The following is a 15,144-nucleotide window of genomic DNA, read 5'->3' as shown; positions in this document are numbered from 1 at the left end:
GAACATGACCCTGCAGGCGATCATCGACTGGGACGACGCTTACGCGAACAGCGCGCACATCGCGGACGGCGACCGCTGGCCAGAGGCGTGGGTTGAGCCTGCCCGGCGCTGGCGCGAAGCTTGCGGTACACGCGCGATGCTGGACCTTCCCTACGGCGACGCTCCCCGCAATCGCTATGACCTGTTCCTGCCCGAAGGCACGCCCCGCGGCCTCGTGGTCTTCATCCATGGCGGCTACTGGCTCGCACTCGACAAGAGCTACTGGTCGCACCTGTCGCGCGGACCGCTCGCGCGCGGTTTCGCTGTCGCGATGCCGTCCTATACGCTCTGCCCGGAAACCCCGATCAGTGGCATTTCGCGCGAAGTCGGCGCCGCGATCACCGCCGCTGCGGCACGCATTGAAGGCCCGATCCTCATCACCGGTCACTCTGCGGGCGGGCATCTCGCCGCGCGCATGGTCTCCGCGACCTCGCCGTTACCGCGCGAGGTCGCGGCCCGCGTCGTGCATACCGTTCCCATTTCCGCGCTCGCCGACCTGCGGCCGCTGATGCGAACGGAAATGAACGACACGCTCCATATCGACGATGCCGAAGCCGCCGGCGAGAGCCCTGCGCTGCTCGCCCCCCTCGCCGGCGCGCGCGTCACCTGCTGGATGGGTGCGGACGAGCGCCCCGAGTTCCGCCGCCAGTCGGCACTTCTCGCAAACATCTGGAGCGGCCTTGGCGCCGCAGCCGCGCTTTTCGAGGAACCGGGGCGTCATCACTTCAACGTCATCGACGGGCTTGAAGACCCCGATCACCCGCTGACGCGCACGCTGCTCGGCGAATAGCTCAGTCGGCCTTCAACCAGCGACCGTACCAGTCGATGTTGGCGCGGATGCGGTGCGCGAGGTAGCTCGGCACGGTGAGACCGTGGTTTTGGCCCGGGTAGACGATCAGCTTGGTCGGGATGCCGCGTGTCTTCAGCGTCAGGTACATCTGTTCGGCGCCTACGCAGGGCACGTTGTCGTCGGCGTCCGCGCACTGGAACAGCGTGGGCGCGGTGATGCGCTCCGGCTCGAAAAACGGGTACGCGAGCTTCTTCCACGTATCGACATTCTCCCACGGCGTGCCGAGTTCGAGGACGTATTCGCGCTGATACATGTCGACGCCCCATGTCGCGAAGATGTTGGAGACGCCTGCGCCTGCGACCGCCGCCTTGATGCGCTTGTCGTAGGCGATCATGTAGCCGGTGAGGATCCCGCCGTAGCTCCAGCCGCCCGCGCCGATGCGGCTGGGGTCCGCGATGCCGGTTTCGATCGCATTGGTGATGCCCGCGCTGATATCCTGCGCATCGACATTGCCCCAATCGGCATAGATCGCCCGCGAGAAATCGAAGCCACGCCCCGATGAGCCGCGCGGATTGATCTTCAGAACGACATAGCCCGCACTCGCGAGTGCGCGCGCATCGAGGTCGAACTCGTGGCTGTGCTGATAGACCGGGCCGCCGTGCAGGTCCGCGATCAGCGGATAACGCTTCGCCGGGTCGTAATTCGGCGGCAGCACGTAGAAGCCATGGATTTCAGCGTCACCGCTCTTGAAGCGGACGTCACGCGTTTCGCCGAGCGCACGGTCTTTCAGCCACCGGTTGTGATCGGTGAGCGGCCGGGCGCCGCTCTTGTCGAGTGCGAAAAGTTCGGCGGGCTTTTCGTTGGTCGTTTCGAGGATCGCGATGCGACCATCGTGCGCGACCGCATAGTCATAGGCAAAGCGCGTGCCCTTGGTGAGGTAGCTGATCTTGCCGCTTTTCGCGTCCACGCGTGCCAGCCACGTGTCGCGGTCACCCTCGATCTGCGTGAGGATCGACCCATCCGGCGCGAAGCGCGGGTAGTAGAACCAGAGGTCGAGCTTCGCGGGCCGCGTCACCGCGCCCGTCGCCAGGTCCGCAACGGCGAGGTGCGGCGTGCCGTAGTAGAGCCACTTGTCCTCCATGCCTTCGAGCCACACGACGCGCTTCGAATCCGGCGACCACGAGGCGCCCGCGAGCCAATCCGGGTCGTCGTCCGCATTCGCGGTCGGGCTGAGCTTGCGGGGCTCGCCGCCTTCGGGGGACAGCACATAGATTTCGGTGTTCAGCGTCTTGTCGGTCTCGCCGTGGTCCTTCGCGGTGTAGGCGATAAGTTTTCCATCGGGCGACCATGCGGGGCGCCAATGATCGCGCGCACCGCGCGTCAGCTGCCGCGCCGCGCCCGTTTCGAGGTCCACAATGAAAAGCTGCTGCGTGCGGTCATCGAGATAGCCTCGACCGTCCTCTTTGAAAAAGAAGCGCTCGGTTTCGATGGGCGGCGGATTCTTCGCCTTGCTGCCAACCGCCTTGCCGACTTCCGCGACGACGACGGCGTATTTGCCGTCGGGAGACAGATCGTAGTCACTGATCCCGCCGGGGAGGCTGGAAATGCGCTTCCCTGCGCCGCCTGCGGCCGGCATCGTCCAGAGCTGGTCGCTGTCATCTTCGCCCTCGCCGGCCTGCTTTTCGCCGGCGTTGCTGAGGAACACGACCGTCTTGCCGTCGGGTGTGTAGCGCGGGCTGTATTCACTCACCTCCGGCGTACTGGTGAGCGGTCTGGCGGCTCCGCCCTTCCACGGCACAGTCCACAGGTCGCTCGTCTTTTCATCGCGCGCCTGATCGGGGGTCGAGACGGTGTAGACGATCGTGGCGCCATCGGGCGCGAAGGCCGGTTCGCTCACGTCCGTGAGCCGGTAATAATCCTCCGGCACCACCGCAGACGGCGCCGCGGAGGCAAGGCTGGACGATGCCAGCAGCATGAAACCGCCCAGAATCCGGTACATAAGCCCTGCCCCCTTATGTTGTGCTGCGCTTAGAACGAAACCGTCGCACCCATGTAGAAATAGCGCCCCATCGCGGAGACGGGGTAGGACGTGAAGTTGAACGCCGGTTTCTCGTCGAACAGGTTGTTGACGCCACCGTAGATTCTGAAGCGTTCGCCGATGTCGTAGCTGAGCTGCACTTCGTGTTCCCACTTCTGCTTCGCCCAGAAATATTTGGGATCGGTGTAATCGGGGTCTCCCGCAAGATCCTCGGTCTTGAAGCGACGGGTCTTGTCGAACCAGGAGATGCCGTACGCAATTGTCATTGGCCCCTTGTTCCACGTGAGGTCGAGCGTCGCCGAATAGCGCGGTGCATAGGCAAGCGCCTCGTCACGGTCGGAATCGACCTCAGCCCCCGGCGTTGCCACGTACTCCAGACGGTCGAGATAATTACCGGTGAGCGCCACGTTGAACGTTCCTGCGGTATCCGTACGGATTCGGTACGCGAGTGTGACGTCAAGACCAGCAGTGCGGAACTGCGCAACGTTGTCAGGCCGCGAGGTGAAACCGGTGATGAAGCCCGTATCGGGATCACGTGTGATCGCCGAGCAGAACGGATTGTCGAGCGTAGGTTGATCAACGCACAGCTCGGCAAGCTCTTCCGCCTGCGGCGTGTTGATCGCGTTCTTGATCTTGATGTCGTACCAGTCCGCCGAAACGCTGAAGCCAGGCAGGAAACGCGGGCGAAGCACCACGCCCGCCGTCCATGTCTTCGCGGTTTCCTCCTGAAGGTCGGGATTGCCGCCGCTCAGACCCTCGGTGAAAAGTGACGAGCTGGGGTCGCTCGTCGGGCTGAACGTCGTCGGATCGATGCCGAGCGCGCCGATCAGCGCCGCACAGTTCGCCTCGCGCGTGGAGGTGCCGTTGTTCAGCTCCTGCGTGTCGCACGGATCGACGATGAAGTTGAACGAGGAGCTTTCCGGCGCGAACAGCTCGGCAATGTTCGGCGCGCGCACCGCCTGCGAATAGGTCGCGCGGAACGAGACGTCGGGAATCGGTGCGTAGACGCCGTCCACCTTCCACGTCGTCGTGGAACCGACCGTGCTGTAGTCGGAAAGCCGGATGGCGCCGCCGACCGACAGCAGATGCGCGCCCGGCACATCCTTTAACAGGGGCAGGTTGATCTCGGCGAACACCTCTTTCACGTCGAAGCGGCCGTTCGACGGCTGAATCGCACCGTACCACGTCAGGCCATCGCGGATCACCGGGTCGGGATCAAACGTGCTCTTCTCCTTGCGATATTCGGCGCCGAAAGCGAAGCCGACTGCCCCGCCCGGGAGATTGAAGAACGCACCGGTGTCACCCGAAATGGAGCCCGAGACGACGTGCTGGGTCACCTTCGCACGGCTGAGGCTATCGGTCGTCACGAAGCCGATCGCTGCCGGATCGCGCACGTACTCGCCGAAGATGTTGTAAGGTACGCAGTTCGGGAAGGGATTATCGGGATCGAGCATCGTCCGGCAGATCGGCGCGCCCGTGTCGGGATCGGAAACAACGTCGATCGCTGCCTGCCATTCGGCCTCCAGCCGATTGCCCTGGCTGAACGTGCGCGTCTTCGTCCGGCCGTAGACGTACGACACCTCGTATTTCAGGTGCTCGCTGAAACTGCCGCTGGCCCCGATAACGCCGCGCAGTGTCTGGCGAATGTTTTCCTCGAAATTGATGCCGAGATCGAAATTGTCGCGCGTGACCCATACACCGTCCGGCATATCGGGGTCTTCAAATGCCGCCGCCGCCGCACCGGGCACGATCGCATTGCGGATCGATTCCGGCATGAAGGGGTTTTCGGCTGTCTGGAACAGGTAGAAATCGTAAGTGGGCTGCTGCTGCGTCCACGCCTTGCTACGGACGTACTTGCCCTCGGCAAACAGCGTGAAAGCGTCGCTGAATTCATAACGGCCAAGGACGTTGACGAGGTGGCGTTCAAGGCCCGGCAGGACGTCGCCCTGGTAGCCATCCACGGGCGTACTCGAACCACCCTGCGCGTAGCCGCCGGATTCCTCCAGCACGAGGCCACGGTCATAGATATCGCCGTCGCCCTCGAAGTCAGACGCATAGTCGAAATCGACATCGACAGCGCCCATGCGCGCGGTGTCTGCGTAACGAACGTCGTTATAGGGGATATAGTCCGGGACGTTGGGATCGTCAGGCAAGTCGGCCTGGTTGCGATAAAGGCCGGCGGCGCGCGGATTCCGCAGTCGCGCGCGGCGCAGTTCGTTCAGCCGGTCCTGCTTGTTGTATTCATAGGCGGCGGCGATGTTGCCGCGCCCTTCCGAGAAATTGGTGCCGGCGGTGATCGCACCGAACCGGTTGCCGCCGTCGCCGCGCTGCGAAATGCCGATCTGGCCGCGCGCGGTGATGCCTTCGAAATCGCGCTTCAACCGGAAGTTGACGACGCCCGACACGCCATCGGCGCCGTAGATCGCCGACGCGCCGCCGGTCAGGACGTCAACCGCTTCGATGAGGTCGGTCGGGATCGCATTGATGTCGACCGCCGCCGAACCCGCGAGCGCGGACACATGGCGGCGCCCGTCCACCAGCACCAGCGTGCGGTCGGTGCCGAGGTTCCGGAGATCGAGGAGGTTGAGGCCGGCTTCGCCGAATTCCGTTTCGGAGCCGCCGGTGAGGCTGCCGGTCTGCGAACCGATGAGCGCGGGGCTCTGCGTCAGGAAATCCGCGATATTGGTCTTGCCGGACTGGGCGATGGCGTCAGCCGAGAGCGTTGTGACGGGGTTCGCGAAATCGAGTTCCGGGCGGCTGATACGCGTGCCCGTGATGATGATGGTTTCGGCGACTTCGCCTTCGACAGCATCCGTCTGCTGCGCGAAGGCCTGCGCGCTCCATGCGGTTGTCGCCATCAACGCGGCGAACGCGGTGATCGTCTTCATAGCTGCTGCTCCCACCCTTTTTGCCGGTTTCCGGCGTTCTTCCCGAACTTCCCGGAGCGGAGGATGTCGCAGCCTCAGTAGTTAGTCAATTGTCCAATTCGCAAACGGAAGGCGCCACCCCCGAGGGGGATCGGGAGTGGCGCGACCGAACTTCGGACGGAGTATCAGAATGAACCGAGCGGGTTGCGCGCGCGATTCCAACCGAGTGCCGCGAGACGTTCCGAGCGTTCGAAACGGCGGCGCTCTATGATGCCGTTCAACTTCATCGCAAGGCCGATTGCCAGGAAGGCGCATACGGCCTGCGAATAGTTTTGCAGCGCGAAGCTGGCCGTGCCCACAACGGCGCAGACAATAATGATAACAGGGAAGACGCGGGCGTACACCGCGTCAGCGAGTTCTACCTTGTCCATGGCCCCTAGACTCCCGAGCATTTTCTTGACCCGGTAGCCATTAGCGGCCCGAATACCTAACGAGGTCTTGCCGAAGGCGGTTAACGCCAAAACTTTGATGGTTAACCTTACGGACCTGTTATCAATTCTACTGCGTGCCTGCGATCAGGCTCGCGCTGGTGCCGCCGCCTTCCTTGGCGGAGGCGTGGACCTGCAGGCTGCGCTTCGTCGCTTCATCCTGCGCGGCGACCATGCGCATTTCGGGTGTCGTCATCTCGCCCGCGATCTTGAGCCCGGCTTTTTCAGCCGCTGCCTTGTACCAGTCGATGACCTTTTCGGGCGCGTCGTCAGTTTCGAAGTTGACCATGCCGCCCTTGCCCGTGCTGGAATCACCGCCCGCGCCGCCGACAGTCTTTGCCCCCGGATACAGCGGAGCGAAATCGGGGAGAAAGTTCGCGGCACCTTCGCCGCTCATGAACTTGCCCGTTTGCCCATCGGGTCCGGTGATCGTGACGGTGGAGGTGTCACCATCCTGACGCACGCTGTATTGCGCTTCGCCGTCTTCGGTCGCAACGCTGCCGCTCGCGACCTCCCTGCCCTCGCCCTTCGAGGCTTCGCTTGCGTCGTTGCCGCCGCAGGCTGTGAGCGCGAGAAGCGCGGCGCCTGCGATAAATCCCTGTTTCGTCATGAGAATACCTCCTGTCCGGCAGGCACATTATCAAATGCCTGCCGGAGAGGAAGCCTTGTTATTCAACTGGTCAGCGACACTTGATGCCGTCGTCCAGGCTCTTGCCGAGGAGGCCGCCGGCGACAGCGCCGAGGACCGCGCCAACGGTCTTTGAGCCGCCCGGCGCAATTTCGTGACCGAGCACGCCGCCCGCCACGCCGCCGATGATGAGGCCGGTCGTGCCGTCCTTGCGCTTGCAGTAATAGCGCCCGTCGCGACCGCGATAAATCTGCTCGTCGCGGCTCAGGCGACGCTCGCGATAATTGCCCTTGCGGTAGTAATCATCGGGATACCAGCGATCCCGATCCTTGGCGCGCTTTCCGTGCGCGGGCGCCCAGTGCGGCGGATCGGCAAGCGCCGGAGCCGACCACACGCCGGCGAGCGGGATCAGCGAAGCCGCAACCGCGGCGAAAACGACCTTTTTCATAAACCTCTCCAAACCATTCACATGAAGCCTTCGCTTCGGGTGCCAAACGCAAGAAGATGCAAACGGCTCCCGCAAAATTGCTTCCCGCGCAAACTTGCGGCTGAACGCTGACTCATACCTGAACAGCCGTGGCGGCGTGCCCGCACGCGCGCTAAGACGTGCAACCATGCAGACGATCGTCCTCCTCACCTTCTCCAACATCCTCATGACATTCGCTTGGTACTGGCACCTGAAAGCCGGCGCCGCGGGCGCCAAGCCGATGTTCATCATCATCCTCATCAGCTGGGGCATCGCCTTCTTCGAATATGCGCTCGCAGTCCCCGCGAACCGCATCGGCGCGGCTGCGGGCTGGACGCCGGGACAGCTGAAGATCGCGCAGGAAGCGATCGCGCTCACCATCTTCGGCGTGTTCATGGTCACCTACCTCGGCGAACCGCTGCACTGGCGCCACCTTGCCGCCTTCGGCTGCATCATGGCGGCGGTCGGGTTCCTTTTCGTCGGGCGCTGAAGCGTGGATACCGCCCTCGCCGCACTGGTTTCGACGGGCGACACACTCGCCGTGCGGGTGACGCCCAAAGCGCGCGGCGGCGAGCGCATCGTCGTTGAAGACACGCCCGAAGGGCCGCGCGCCCGCGTGTGGGTCTCCGCCCCGCCCGAGGACGGCAAGGCGAACGCCGCCGTCTGCCGACTCGTCGCAAAAGCGCTCGGCCTTCCCAAGTCCGCCGTCAGCGTCGCGCGCGGCGACACATCGCGCGAGAAGCTGCTGCACATCGCGCGCTGAACGGCCGTTTTCTTTTGAACGAAAGTACGGCGGCGCGAGCGAGTTTGACTCAGATCAAAGTCGGAATGCGGCACTGCTTTACCTACAGAAAAGAGGTTCCGCCGGTGACTACCGTCCCACCACCCTCCGCAAGGGGCCGGCGGACCCTCCCCGCAGTAAACACCTCCTCCTTGGGGGATAGCGCGCTCCTGCTGTCCCCCGCATTTCTTTCCTGTCGTTTTGAAGACGTTGCGCCGCCACGCGCGGCTCATCACGATCCGCTTCGATTCAGAACGGGTGCAGACGGGGGAGAACCAACCATGACCGCTGATTTCATACGCAAGAGCGCGGGCACGCTGATGCTGCTGACAGGCGCGGGACACGTCGCATTGCTCGCCATGCGGCCGATGAGCCCGGAACTCGCCATCACGGCGGCGTTCGGCGTGGCCTATTTCCTGATCGGCGTGTTCCTGTGGCGCGGCGACGGGCGCCGGGCGCTCTGGGCAGGGCTCATCCTGCCCGCGATCGGCGCAGCGCTCTCCTTCGCCGCGAACGCGTCCGGCAAAGGCGGCTGGACGCCGATCGGCACGGCGTTCGTTGTCATCGACATCGTGGTGGTGCTGGCGTGCCTGTGGCTGCTGATGCGGCGCGCGGGTTGAACGAGGAATGCTTGTCTATCTTTATAGGAAATGCTATAAAGATAGACATGGCACAGATGAACGTCTCGATCCCCGACGCCCTAAAAAGTTGGGCGGAACACCGCGTGGCCGAAGGCCGCTACAGCAGCACCAGCGACTATGTGCGCGACCTGATCCGGCGGGATCAGGAACGGGCGGACGAACTGGCGGCGCTGGAAGCCGCGCTCGATGCAGGGGAGAAGTCGGGTATCAGCAAGCGCACCATCGACGATGTGATCGCAGACCACCAGAAACGCCGCCGCGCGCGTGGCTGACGTCCGTTTCACCGAGGCGGCGCTCGCCGACCTCGCGCATATCTATGAATGGAGCGAAGCCGAATTCGGGTAGGAAGTCGCCGACGTCTACATGGCGAAACTAAAGCAGAGCTTTGAACTGCTCTCGCGGCACCCGGAGGCGGGAACGCTCTGCACCAATCTCAGGAACCCCTATCGGGCCCTACCCTGCCGCAGCCATCGTATCTTTTATGCCGTCGGCGATCAGGGCGTTCGCATTGTGCGTGTGCTTCACGCCGCGATGAGCGCAGAACGCGTGCTGATTTAGGTCTTTGCGCCATCGACAGCTGAACGTCTGGGATAAGGTGGGAAGCGGACGCTATGGCTGAACCGCAGACGTTATCTCAGTTCGGATGGTATCGGAAATATTGGCCCAGGCCGTTTGCGGAGTCAGCCGAAGCAGAATTCCATACTCGTCGGCCACAGCCGCAACGATTTGTTTGAACCAATCTACGTAGGTCCATTCTCTCGGCTTAGGACCGAATAACCGACGATTCTGGAGGTCCCAATGAACCTCCACTGCGGCACGCCAGATATACTCGAAAGTCGTTGACGAGGGACGAACATAAAGACCGCCGTCCTCACTAATGCCCACTTCGCTAATGGCATCTTCGATCATTCGATGATCTTTCTGCATCTAATCGAAAATCGCAACGTCTGCTTTTGGGTCGCTATCGGCCATTCAGACTTGTGGATTTACCACCACACACACTTGGTCAGGTGTATCGGTCCCGAATGTGGGTATTGAAATACGCACCCTTTGAGGGCGCCGCAAGCAGCCCTTCGTATATCCATAGAGGAACGCCATAATAGCTGTAACGGCCACTATCGGTGAACCAGATATCGAGTTGCCGTGTCGTTTCGTCATACTCGACCCGGCTCATTGCCGACGAGCTGACAAACGGCATGGTCCCTACTCCGCCACCCCCAGCAGTCCCTGCTCTTCACCCGCCTCGTTGGCGGCGGTAGTGATCTTCGCGGATTTGCGCTTGTCGAAGGCGTCCCACACGTCGTTCCAGCTGCCCTTGGTGGCGGCTTTTGAATATTCGGTGGCGCGGGTTTCGAAGAAGTTGGCGTGCTCCACGCCGTTCAGCAGCGGCGCGAGCCACGGCAGCGGGTGTTCGCTGATCTTGTAGATCGGCTTCAGCCCGAGCTGGCTGAGCCGCCAATCGGCGATGAAGCGGATGTAGTTCTTGATGTCGTCGGGCGTCATGCCGGGCACCGGGCCCATCTCGAACGCCAGATCGACGAACGCGTCCTCCAGATCGACCGTGTGATAGCAGGTGTCGCGGATTTCCTTGCGCATCGCGGGCGTCAGGCAGTCCCGCTCCTGGCAGAAGGTGTGGAAAAGCTTGATGATGCCTTCGCAGTGGAGGCTCTCGTCGCGCACCGACCAGCTGACGATCTGGCCCATACCCTTCATCTTGTTGTGACGCGGGAAGTTCATCAGCATCGCGAAGCTGGCGAAGAGCTGCAGCCCTTCCGTGAAGCCGCCGAACATGGCGAGCGTCTTCGCGATATCCTCGTCCGTATCCACGCCGAAGGTCGCGAGGTAATCGTGCTTGTCCTTCATTTCCTTGTACTGAAGGAACATGCCGTACTCGCTTTCGGGCATACCGATCGTGTCGAGCAGGTGGCTGTAGGCGGCGATGTGCACCGTCTCCATGTTGCTGAACGCTGTCAGCATCATCTTGATCTCGGTGGGCTTGAAGACGCGGCCGTATTTCTCGTGGTAGCAATCCTGCACCTCGACGTCGGCCTGCGTGAAGAAGCGGAAGATCTGCGTGAGCAGGTTGCGCTCGTGATCCGAGAGCTTCTGCGCCCAGTCCCGGCAATCCTCGCCCAAGGGCACTTCCTCGGGCAGCCAATGGAGCTGCTGCTGGAGCTTCCAATAGTCGTATGCCCACGGATATTCGAAGGGCTTGTACTGCTTGGAGGCTTGCAGAAGAGGCATTATTTATAACTCCGAGCTTATTCGCTAAAGGCCGAAACTTAATAAACTAGAATTTTTACCGAAGCGCCCAAACTCCGGCACCCAAACCTTCTACTGAACGAAACAAGTCTGGCTTCAAACCATTCCAAGTTCTCGTGTCAGACGAATGCTCTTCGATACGAGCTCTGATACTTGCGCGCCTGCCCTCTGAAAGAGGTCCACGCAGCTTTTCCATTCCACGATAAATCTCGTCGTAGCAGCCTTGCCCACCGAGATCTTTTAACACCCGAACAATATCATCAACCACACGCATGTCCCACCCCTACTGGCAGGCCAGACACTCGTCGTAGTCCTTCACATCAACCTCGATCTGCTTGAGGTTGATGGTGTTGTCCGCCTCCACGCCGCCCGCGAAGCCCGCGCGCTGGATGGACTTGGACCGGCAATAGTAGAGCGACTTGATGCCCAGCTCCCACGCCCGGTAGTGCATCATCAGAAGATCCCACTTCTCGATGTCCGCCGGCAGGAACAGATTGAGGCTCTGCGCCTGATCGATATAGGGCGTGCGGTCGCCGGCCAGTTCGAGCAGCCAGCGCTGATCGATCTCGAACGCCGTGCGGAACGTCGCCTTTTCCTCGGGCGTGAGGAAATCGAGGTGCTGGACGGAGCCGCCGCGCTCCAGGATCGAGCTCCATATCTTGTCGCTGTTCTTCGCCTTCTCCTCCAGCACCTTTTCCAGGTGCGGGTTGCGGACGGTAAAGCTGCCCGACAGCGTCTTGTGCGTGTAGATGTTCGCGGGGATCGGTTCGATGCAGGCCGACGTGCCGCCGCAGATGATGCTGATCGACGCGGTCGGCGCGATCGCCATCTTGCACGAGAAACGCTCCATCACGCCCATGTCCTCGGCATCCGGGCAGGCGCCGCGTTCGGTCGCGAGCAGCATCGAAGCTTCGTCCACGTGCGCGCGGATGTGGCGGAAGATCTTGAGGTTCCACGATTTCGCCATCGCGCCTTCGAACGGAATGCCGCGCGCCTGCAGGAAGCTGTGGAAGCCCATGACGCCAAGACCCACGGAGCGCTCGCGCGCGGCGGCATATTTCGCGCGCTCCATCTCGCTCGGCGCCCGCTCGATATAGTCGCTGAGCACGTTGTCGAGGAAGCGCATCACGTCCTCGATGAACTGCTTGTCCTTCGACCACTCATCCCACGTATCGAGATTGAGGCTGGAGAGGCAGCACACCGCCGTGCGGTCCTTGCCGTGCTGGTCGACGCCCGTGGGCAGCGTGATTTCCGAGCACAGGTTCGACGTGGTGACCTTGAGGCCGACGTCGCGCTGATGCTTGGGCATCGTGTTGTTCACGTGATCGATGAAGATGATGTACGGCTCGCCCGTCGCCAGCCGGGTTTCGACCAGCTTCTGGAACAGCGCGCGCGCATCCACCTGACCACGCTTGGAACCGTCCTTCGGGCTCAGGAGATCGAAGGGAAGACCATCTCGCACGGCCTCCATGAAAGCGTCCGTAACGAGGACACCGTGATGGAGGTTCAAGGCCTTGCGGTTGAAATCACCGGAAGGCTTGCGGATTTCGAGAAACTCTTCGATCTCCGGGTGCGAGATGTCGAGGTAGCAAGCTGCGGATCCCCGCCTCAGCGATCCCTGGCTTATCGCCAGTGTCAGTGAATCCATGACGCGCACGAACGGGACGATGCCCGACGTCTTGCCGTTCAGGCCCACGGGCTCTCCGATGCCGCGGACATGGCCCCAATAGGTGCCGATGCCGCCGCCCTTGGAGGCAAGCCAGACGTTCTCGTTCCACGTGCCGACGATGCCTTCCAGGCTGTCCGACACGCTGTTGAGGTAGCAGGAGATGGGAAGGCCGCGCCCGGTGCCGCCGTTCGAGAGCACGGGCGTCGCGGGCATGAACCACAGGCGCGAGATATAGTCGTAAAGACGCTGCGCGTGGGCATCGTCGTCCGCGTAAGCCGCGGCGACGCGGGCAAACAAATCCTGCGGCTTCTCGCCTGGCAGCAGGTAGCGATCCTCGAGCGTCTCCCGACCGAAATCGGTGAGGAGCGCGTCGCGGCCATGGTCGATCTCGACGGCATGCGAATTCGCGCCGCGCGGGCGTGCCGCCGCAACGTCGAGGTCGCCGTCAAGAGTCGCCGTATCCACGCCACTGAAATCCATCTGAGCCGACTCCCCTATGTTCCTGCTTCGTTCCAAATTCGTCAAGGGGTCCTGCGGATATGGGGTAGCGGGTGTTTTCCGCAACGGATACGGGCGATGTCGCGCCGTCCCCGATATCCTCGTAATCCACAGGCCCCGGCGATTTCTCGCCGGACCAAGGGGGCAAAACCAGCCCTGCCCCGGGAACGGATCGTTTCCCGTGTGACACAAGCTGTTGTGGTGACCCCCCGGTCCCAGAACCAGACTTTGTGGTGAAGCGCCGACTAACGCAAGGGGGTTTTTTGCACGAATTAAGTTTTTTTGACGAGATCAGGCACTTAGCTGAATCGCTTGAAGAATCCGTGCAAGACACTAGTGGACGAAGCCCTCGGCGATGGCTAATCACCGCCCCCAAATCGGACATTTCGAGAGGGCTTTTCGATGGCGGTGATCCGCGAAGAAGACGTCATTGAGTCGGTCGCCGACGCGCTTCAGTACATCAGCTACTACCACCCCATGGACTATATTCGCGCGCTCGGACGCGCGTACGAACTGGAACAGGGACCGGCCGCAAAGGACGCGATTGCGCAAATTCTGACGAACAGCCGGATGTGCGCAGAAGGCCACCGCCCGATCTGCCAGGACACCGGAATTGTCACGGCGTTCGTGAAAATCGGTATGAACGTTCAGTGGCAAGCCACGAAAACTGTTCAGGAAATGGTCGACGAAGGCGTGCGCCGTGCCTACCTCCACCCGGAAAATCGCCTGCGCGCCTCGATCGTTTCGGACCCGGCGTTTTCGCGAAAGAACACCAGGGACAACACGCCGGCCGTGGTCCACATCGAGATGGTGCCCGGCGACACGGTGGAGATCACCGTCGCGGCGAAGGGCGGCGGCAGCGAGAACAAGTCCAAGTTCAAGATGCTGAACCCCAGCGATTCCATCGTCGACTGGGTGCTGGAGATGGTGCCGCAGATGGGCGCCGGCTGGTGCCCGCCGGGAATGCTCGGCATCGGCATCGGCGGTACTGCCGAAAAGGCCATGCTGCTCGCGAAGGAATCGCTGATGGAAGCGATCGACATGTCGGAGCTGAAGGCGCGCGGGCCGCAGAACGAGATCGAGGCGCTGCGCATCGAAATCTACGACAAGGTGAACGCGCTCGGCATCGGCGCGCAGGGCCTCGGCGGCCTTGCGACCGTGCTTGACGTCAAGATCTACGACTGCCCGACGCACGCCGCATCGAAGCCCGTCGCGATGATCCCGAACTGCGCCGCCACCCGCCACGCGCACTTCGTGCTCGATGGCTCGGGCCCCGCCTACCTCGAAGCGCCGGACCTCGCGGACTGGCCGAAGGTGGAATGGACACCTTCGAAGGAAGCGATCCGCGTCGATCTCGATGCGCTGACGCCGGAAGTCGTGCAGAGCTGGAAGCAGGGTGACCGGCTGCTGCTGAGTGGCAAGATGCTCACCGGGCGCGATGCCGCGCACAAGCGCATCCAGGACATGCTGGCCAAGGGCGAGCCCCTGCCTGTCGAGTTCAAGGGGCGCGTGATCTATTACGTCGGGCCGGTCGATCCCGTGGGCGAGGAAGTCGTCGGCCCGGCAGGCCCGACCACGGCCACGCGCATGGACAAGTTCACGCGCATGATGCTGGAACAGGGCCTCATCGCCATGGTCGGCAAGGCCGAACGCGGTCCGATGGCGGTGGACGCGATCCGCGACCACAAGAGCGCTTACCTGATGGCGGTAGGCGGCGCGGCCTACCTCGTCGCGCGCGCCATCAAGGGCAGCAAGGTCGTCGGCTTCGAAGACCTCGGCATGGAAGCGATCTACGAGTTCGAGGTGAAGGACTTCCCCGTCACCGTCGCCGTCGACAGCGAGGGCAAGAACGTCCACCACCTCGCCCCGCTCGTTTGGCGCGAGAAGATCGCCAAGGAACGCCTGCTGGAGCCGGCCGAGTAACGCGCGCCGAGTCGCCTGCATTTCGGGACGGATCACGAGTACGCCGCGGGAACC

Annotated in this window: 17 protein-coding genes; 7 read left to right on the top strand and 10 right to left on the bottom strand. The window is 62.5% G+C overall.

Translation table 11 applies throughout. The annotated features are described in order from the left end of the window. Positions 1-4 precede the first annotated feature (4 nt). The gene (locus DFR51_RS07115) at positions 5-829 is read left to right on the top strand and encodes an alpha/beta hydrolase (RefSeq protein ID WP_121048498.1); all 825 of its coding nucleotides are present in this window, start codon (positions 5-7) and stop codon (positions 827-829) included. Position 830: 1 nt separating this feature from the next. Here DFR51_RS07115 and DFR51_RS07110 read toward each other — a convergent pair whose 3' ends face one another. The 5 genes from DFR51_RS07110 to DFR51_RS07090 all read right to left on the bottom strand — a co-directional run bounded on the left by DFR51_RS07110 (position 831) and on the right by DFR51_RS07090 (position 7,298). Further along, positions 831-2,828, bottom strand: coding sequence for a S9 family peptidase (locus tag DFR51_RS07110; protein ID WP_121048494.1), 1,998 nt, complete (start codon positions 2,826-2,828; stop codon positions 831-833). 29 nt (positions 2,829-2,857) lie between these two features. Continuing rightward, the gene (locus tag DFR51_RS07105; protein WP_121048491.1) at positions 2,858-5,755 is read right to left on the bottom strand and encodes a TonB-dependent receptor plug domain-containing protein; all 2,898 of its coding nucleotides are present in this window, start codon (positions 5,753-5,755) and stop codon (positions 2,858-2,860) included. A gap of 164 nt (positions 5,756-5,919) precedes the next feature. Next, entirely contained in the window at positions 5,920-6,255 is a 336-nt protein-coding gene (locus tag DFR51_RS07100; protein ID WP_126494760.1) for a hypothetical protein, read from the bottom strand. A gap of 37 nt (positions 6,256-6,292) precedes the next feature. Continuing rightward, complete coding sequence (locus tag DFR51_RS07095) at positions 6,293-6,832, bottom strand: hypothetical protein (protein ID WP_121048485.1); 540 nt, start codon at positions 6,830-6,832, stop codon at positions 6,293-6,295. A 70-nt stretch (positions 6,833-6,902) separates the two neighbouring features. Further along, complete coding sequence (locus tag DFR51_RS07090) at positions 6,903-7,298, bottom strand: glycine zipper 2TM domain-containing protein (protein ID WP_121048482.1); 396 nt, start codon at positions 7,296-7,298, stop codon at positions 6,903-6,905. A gap of 166 nt (positions 7,299-7,464) precedes the next feature. Here DFR51_RS07090 and DFR51_RS07085 point away from each other — a divergent pair, with 166 nt between their 5' ends. The 5 genes from DFR51_RS07085 to DFR51_RS07065 all read left to right on the top strand — a co-directional run bounded on the left by DFR51_RS07085 (position 7,465) and on the right by DFR51_RS07065 (position 9,296). After that, positions 7,465-7,806 (top strand): DMT family protein, encoded by a 342-nt coding sequence (locus DFR51_RS07085; protein WP_121049923.1) that lies wholly within the window; start codon positions 7,465-7,467, stop codon positions 7,804-7,806. 3 nt (positions 7,807-7,809) lie between these two features. Then, the gene (locus tag DFR51_RS07080; RefSeq protein ID WP_121048479.1) at positions 7,810-8,079 is read left to right on the top strand and encodes a DUF167 domain-containing protein; all 270 of its coding nucleotides are present in this window, start codon (positions 7,810-7,812) and stop codon (positions 8,077-8,079) included. Between the two features lie 299 nt (positions 8,080-8,378). After that, the gene (locus tag DFR51_RS07075; RefSeq protein WP_121048476.1) at positions 8,379-8,717 is read left to right on the top strand and encodes a hypothetical protein; all 339 of its coding nucleotides are present in this window, start codon (positions 8,379-8,381) and stop codon (positions 8,715-8,717) included. A gap of 47 nt (positions 8,718-8,764) precedes the next feature. Beyond that, entirely contained in the window at positions 8,765-9,010 is a 246-nt protein-coding gene (locus DFR51_RS07070) for a type II toxin-antitoxin system ParD family antitoxin (protein ID WP_170151756.1), read from the top strand. Between the two features lie 91 nt (positions 9,011-9,101). After that, positions 9,102-9,296: a type II toxin-antitoxin system RelE/ParE family toxin gene (locus DFR51_RS07065; RefSeq protein WP_121048473.1), complete on the top strand. Its 195-nt coding sequence runs from the start codon at positions 9,102-9,104 to the stop codon at positions 9,294-9,296. Positions 9,297-9,347: 51 nt separating this feature from the next. Here the strand turns inward: DFR51_RS07065 and DFR51_RS07060 are convergent, their stop codons facing one another. The 5 genes from DFR51_RS07060 to DFR51_RS07045 all read right to left on the bottom strand — a co-directional run bounded on the left by DFR51_RS07060 (position 9,348) and on the right by DFR51_RS07045 (position 13,149). Continuing rightward, entirely contained in the window at positions 9,348-9,647 is a 300-nt protein-coding gene (locus DFR51_RS07060; RefSeq protein ID WP_121048470.1) for a hypothetical protein, read from the bottom strand. Positions 9,648-9,744: 97 nt separating this feature from the next. After that, positions 9,745-9,936, bottom strand: coding sequence for a KTSC domain-containing protein (locus DFR51_RS07055; RefSeq protein ID WP_121048468.1), 192 nt, complete (start codon positions 9,934-9,936; stop codon positions 9,745-9,747). A 5-nt stretch (positions 9,937-9,941) separates the two neighbouring features. Then, the gene (locus tag DFR51_RS07050; RefSeq protein ID WP_121048465.1) at positions 9,942-10,982 is read right to left on the bottom strand and encodes a ribonucleotide-diphosphate reductase subunit beta; all 1,041 of its coding nucleotides are present in this window, start codon (positions 10,980-10,982) and stop codon (positions 9,942-9,944) included. Positions 10,983-11,037: 55 nt separating this feature from the next. Beyond that, positions 11,038-11,274 carry a hypothetical protein gene (locus tag DFR51_RS18745; RefSeq protein ID WP_126494758.1) on the bottom strand — a complete coding sequence of 79 codons (237 nt, stop codon included), beginning with the start codon at positions 11,272-11,274 and terminating at the stop codon, positions 11,038-11,040. Positions 11,275-11,283: 9 nt separating this feature from the next. Further along, entirely contained in the window at positions 11,284-13,149 is a 1,866-nt protein-coding gene (locus tag DFR51_RS07045) for a ribonucleoside-diphosphate reductase subunit alpha (RefSeq protein ID WP_121048462.1), read from the bottom strand. Between the two features lie 420 nt (positions 13,150-13,569). On the opposite strand from DFR51_RS07045, the gene DFR51_RS07040 reads away from it, so the two are divergent. After that, on the top strand, positions 13,570-15,090 hold the full coding sequence (locus DFR51_RS07040) for a fumarate hydratase (protein ID WP_121048459.1): 1,521 nt from the start codon (positions 13,570-13,572) through the stop codon (positions 15,088-15,090). Positions 15,091-15,144: the final 54 nt, after the last annotated feature.

The organism is Sphingosinicella microcystinivorans, assembly GCF_003634215.1.
Taxonomy (GTDB): Bacteria; Pseudomonadota; Alphaproteobacteria; order Sphingomonadales; family Sphingomonadaceae; genus Sphingosinicella; species Sphingosinicella microcystinivorans.
This window is presented reverse-complemented; position numbering and strand designations above follow the sequence as displayed.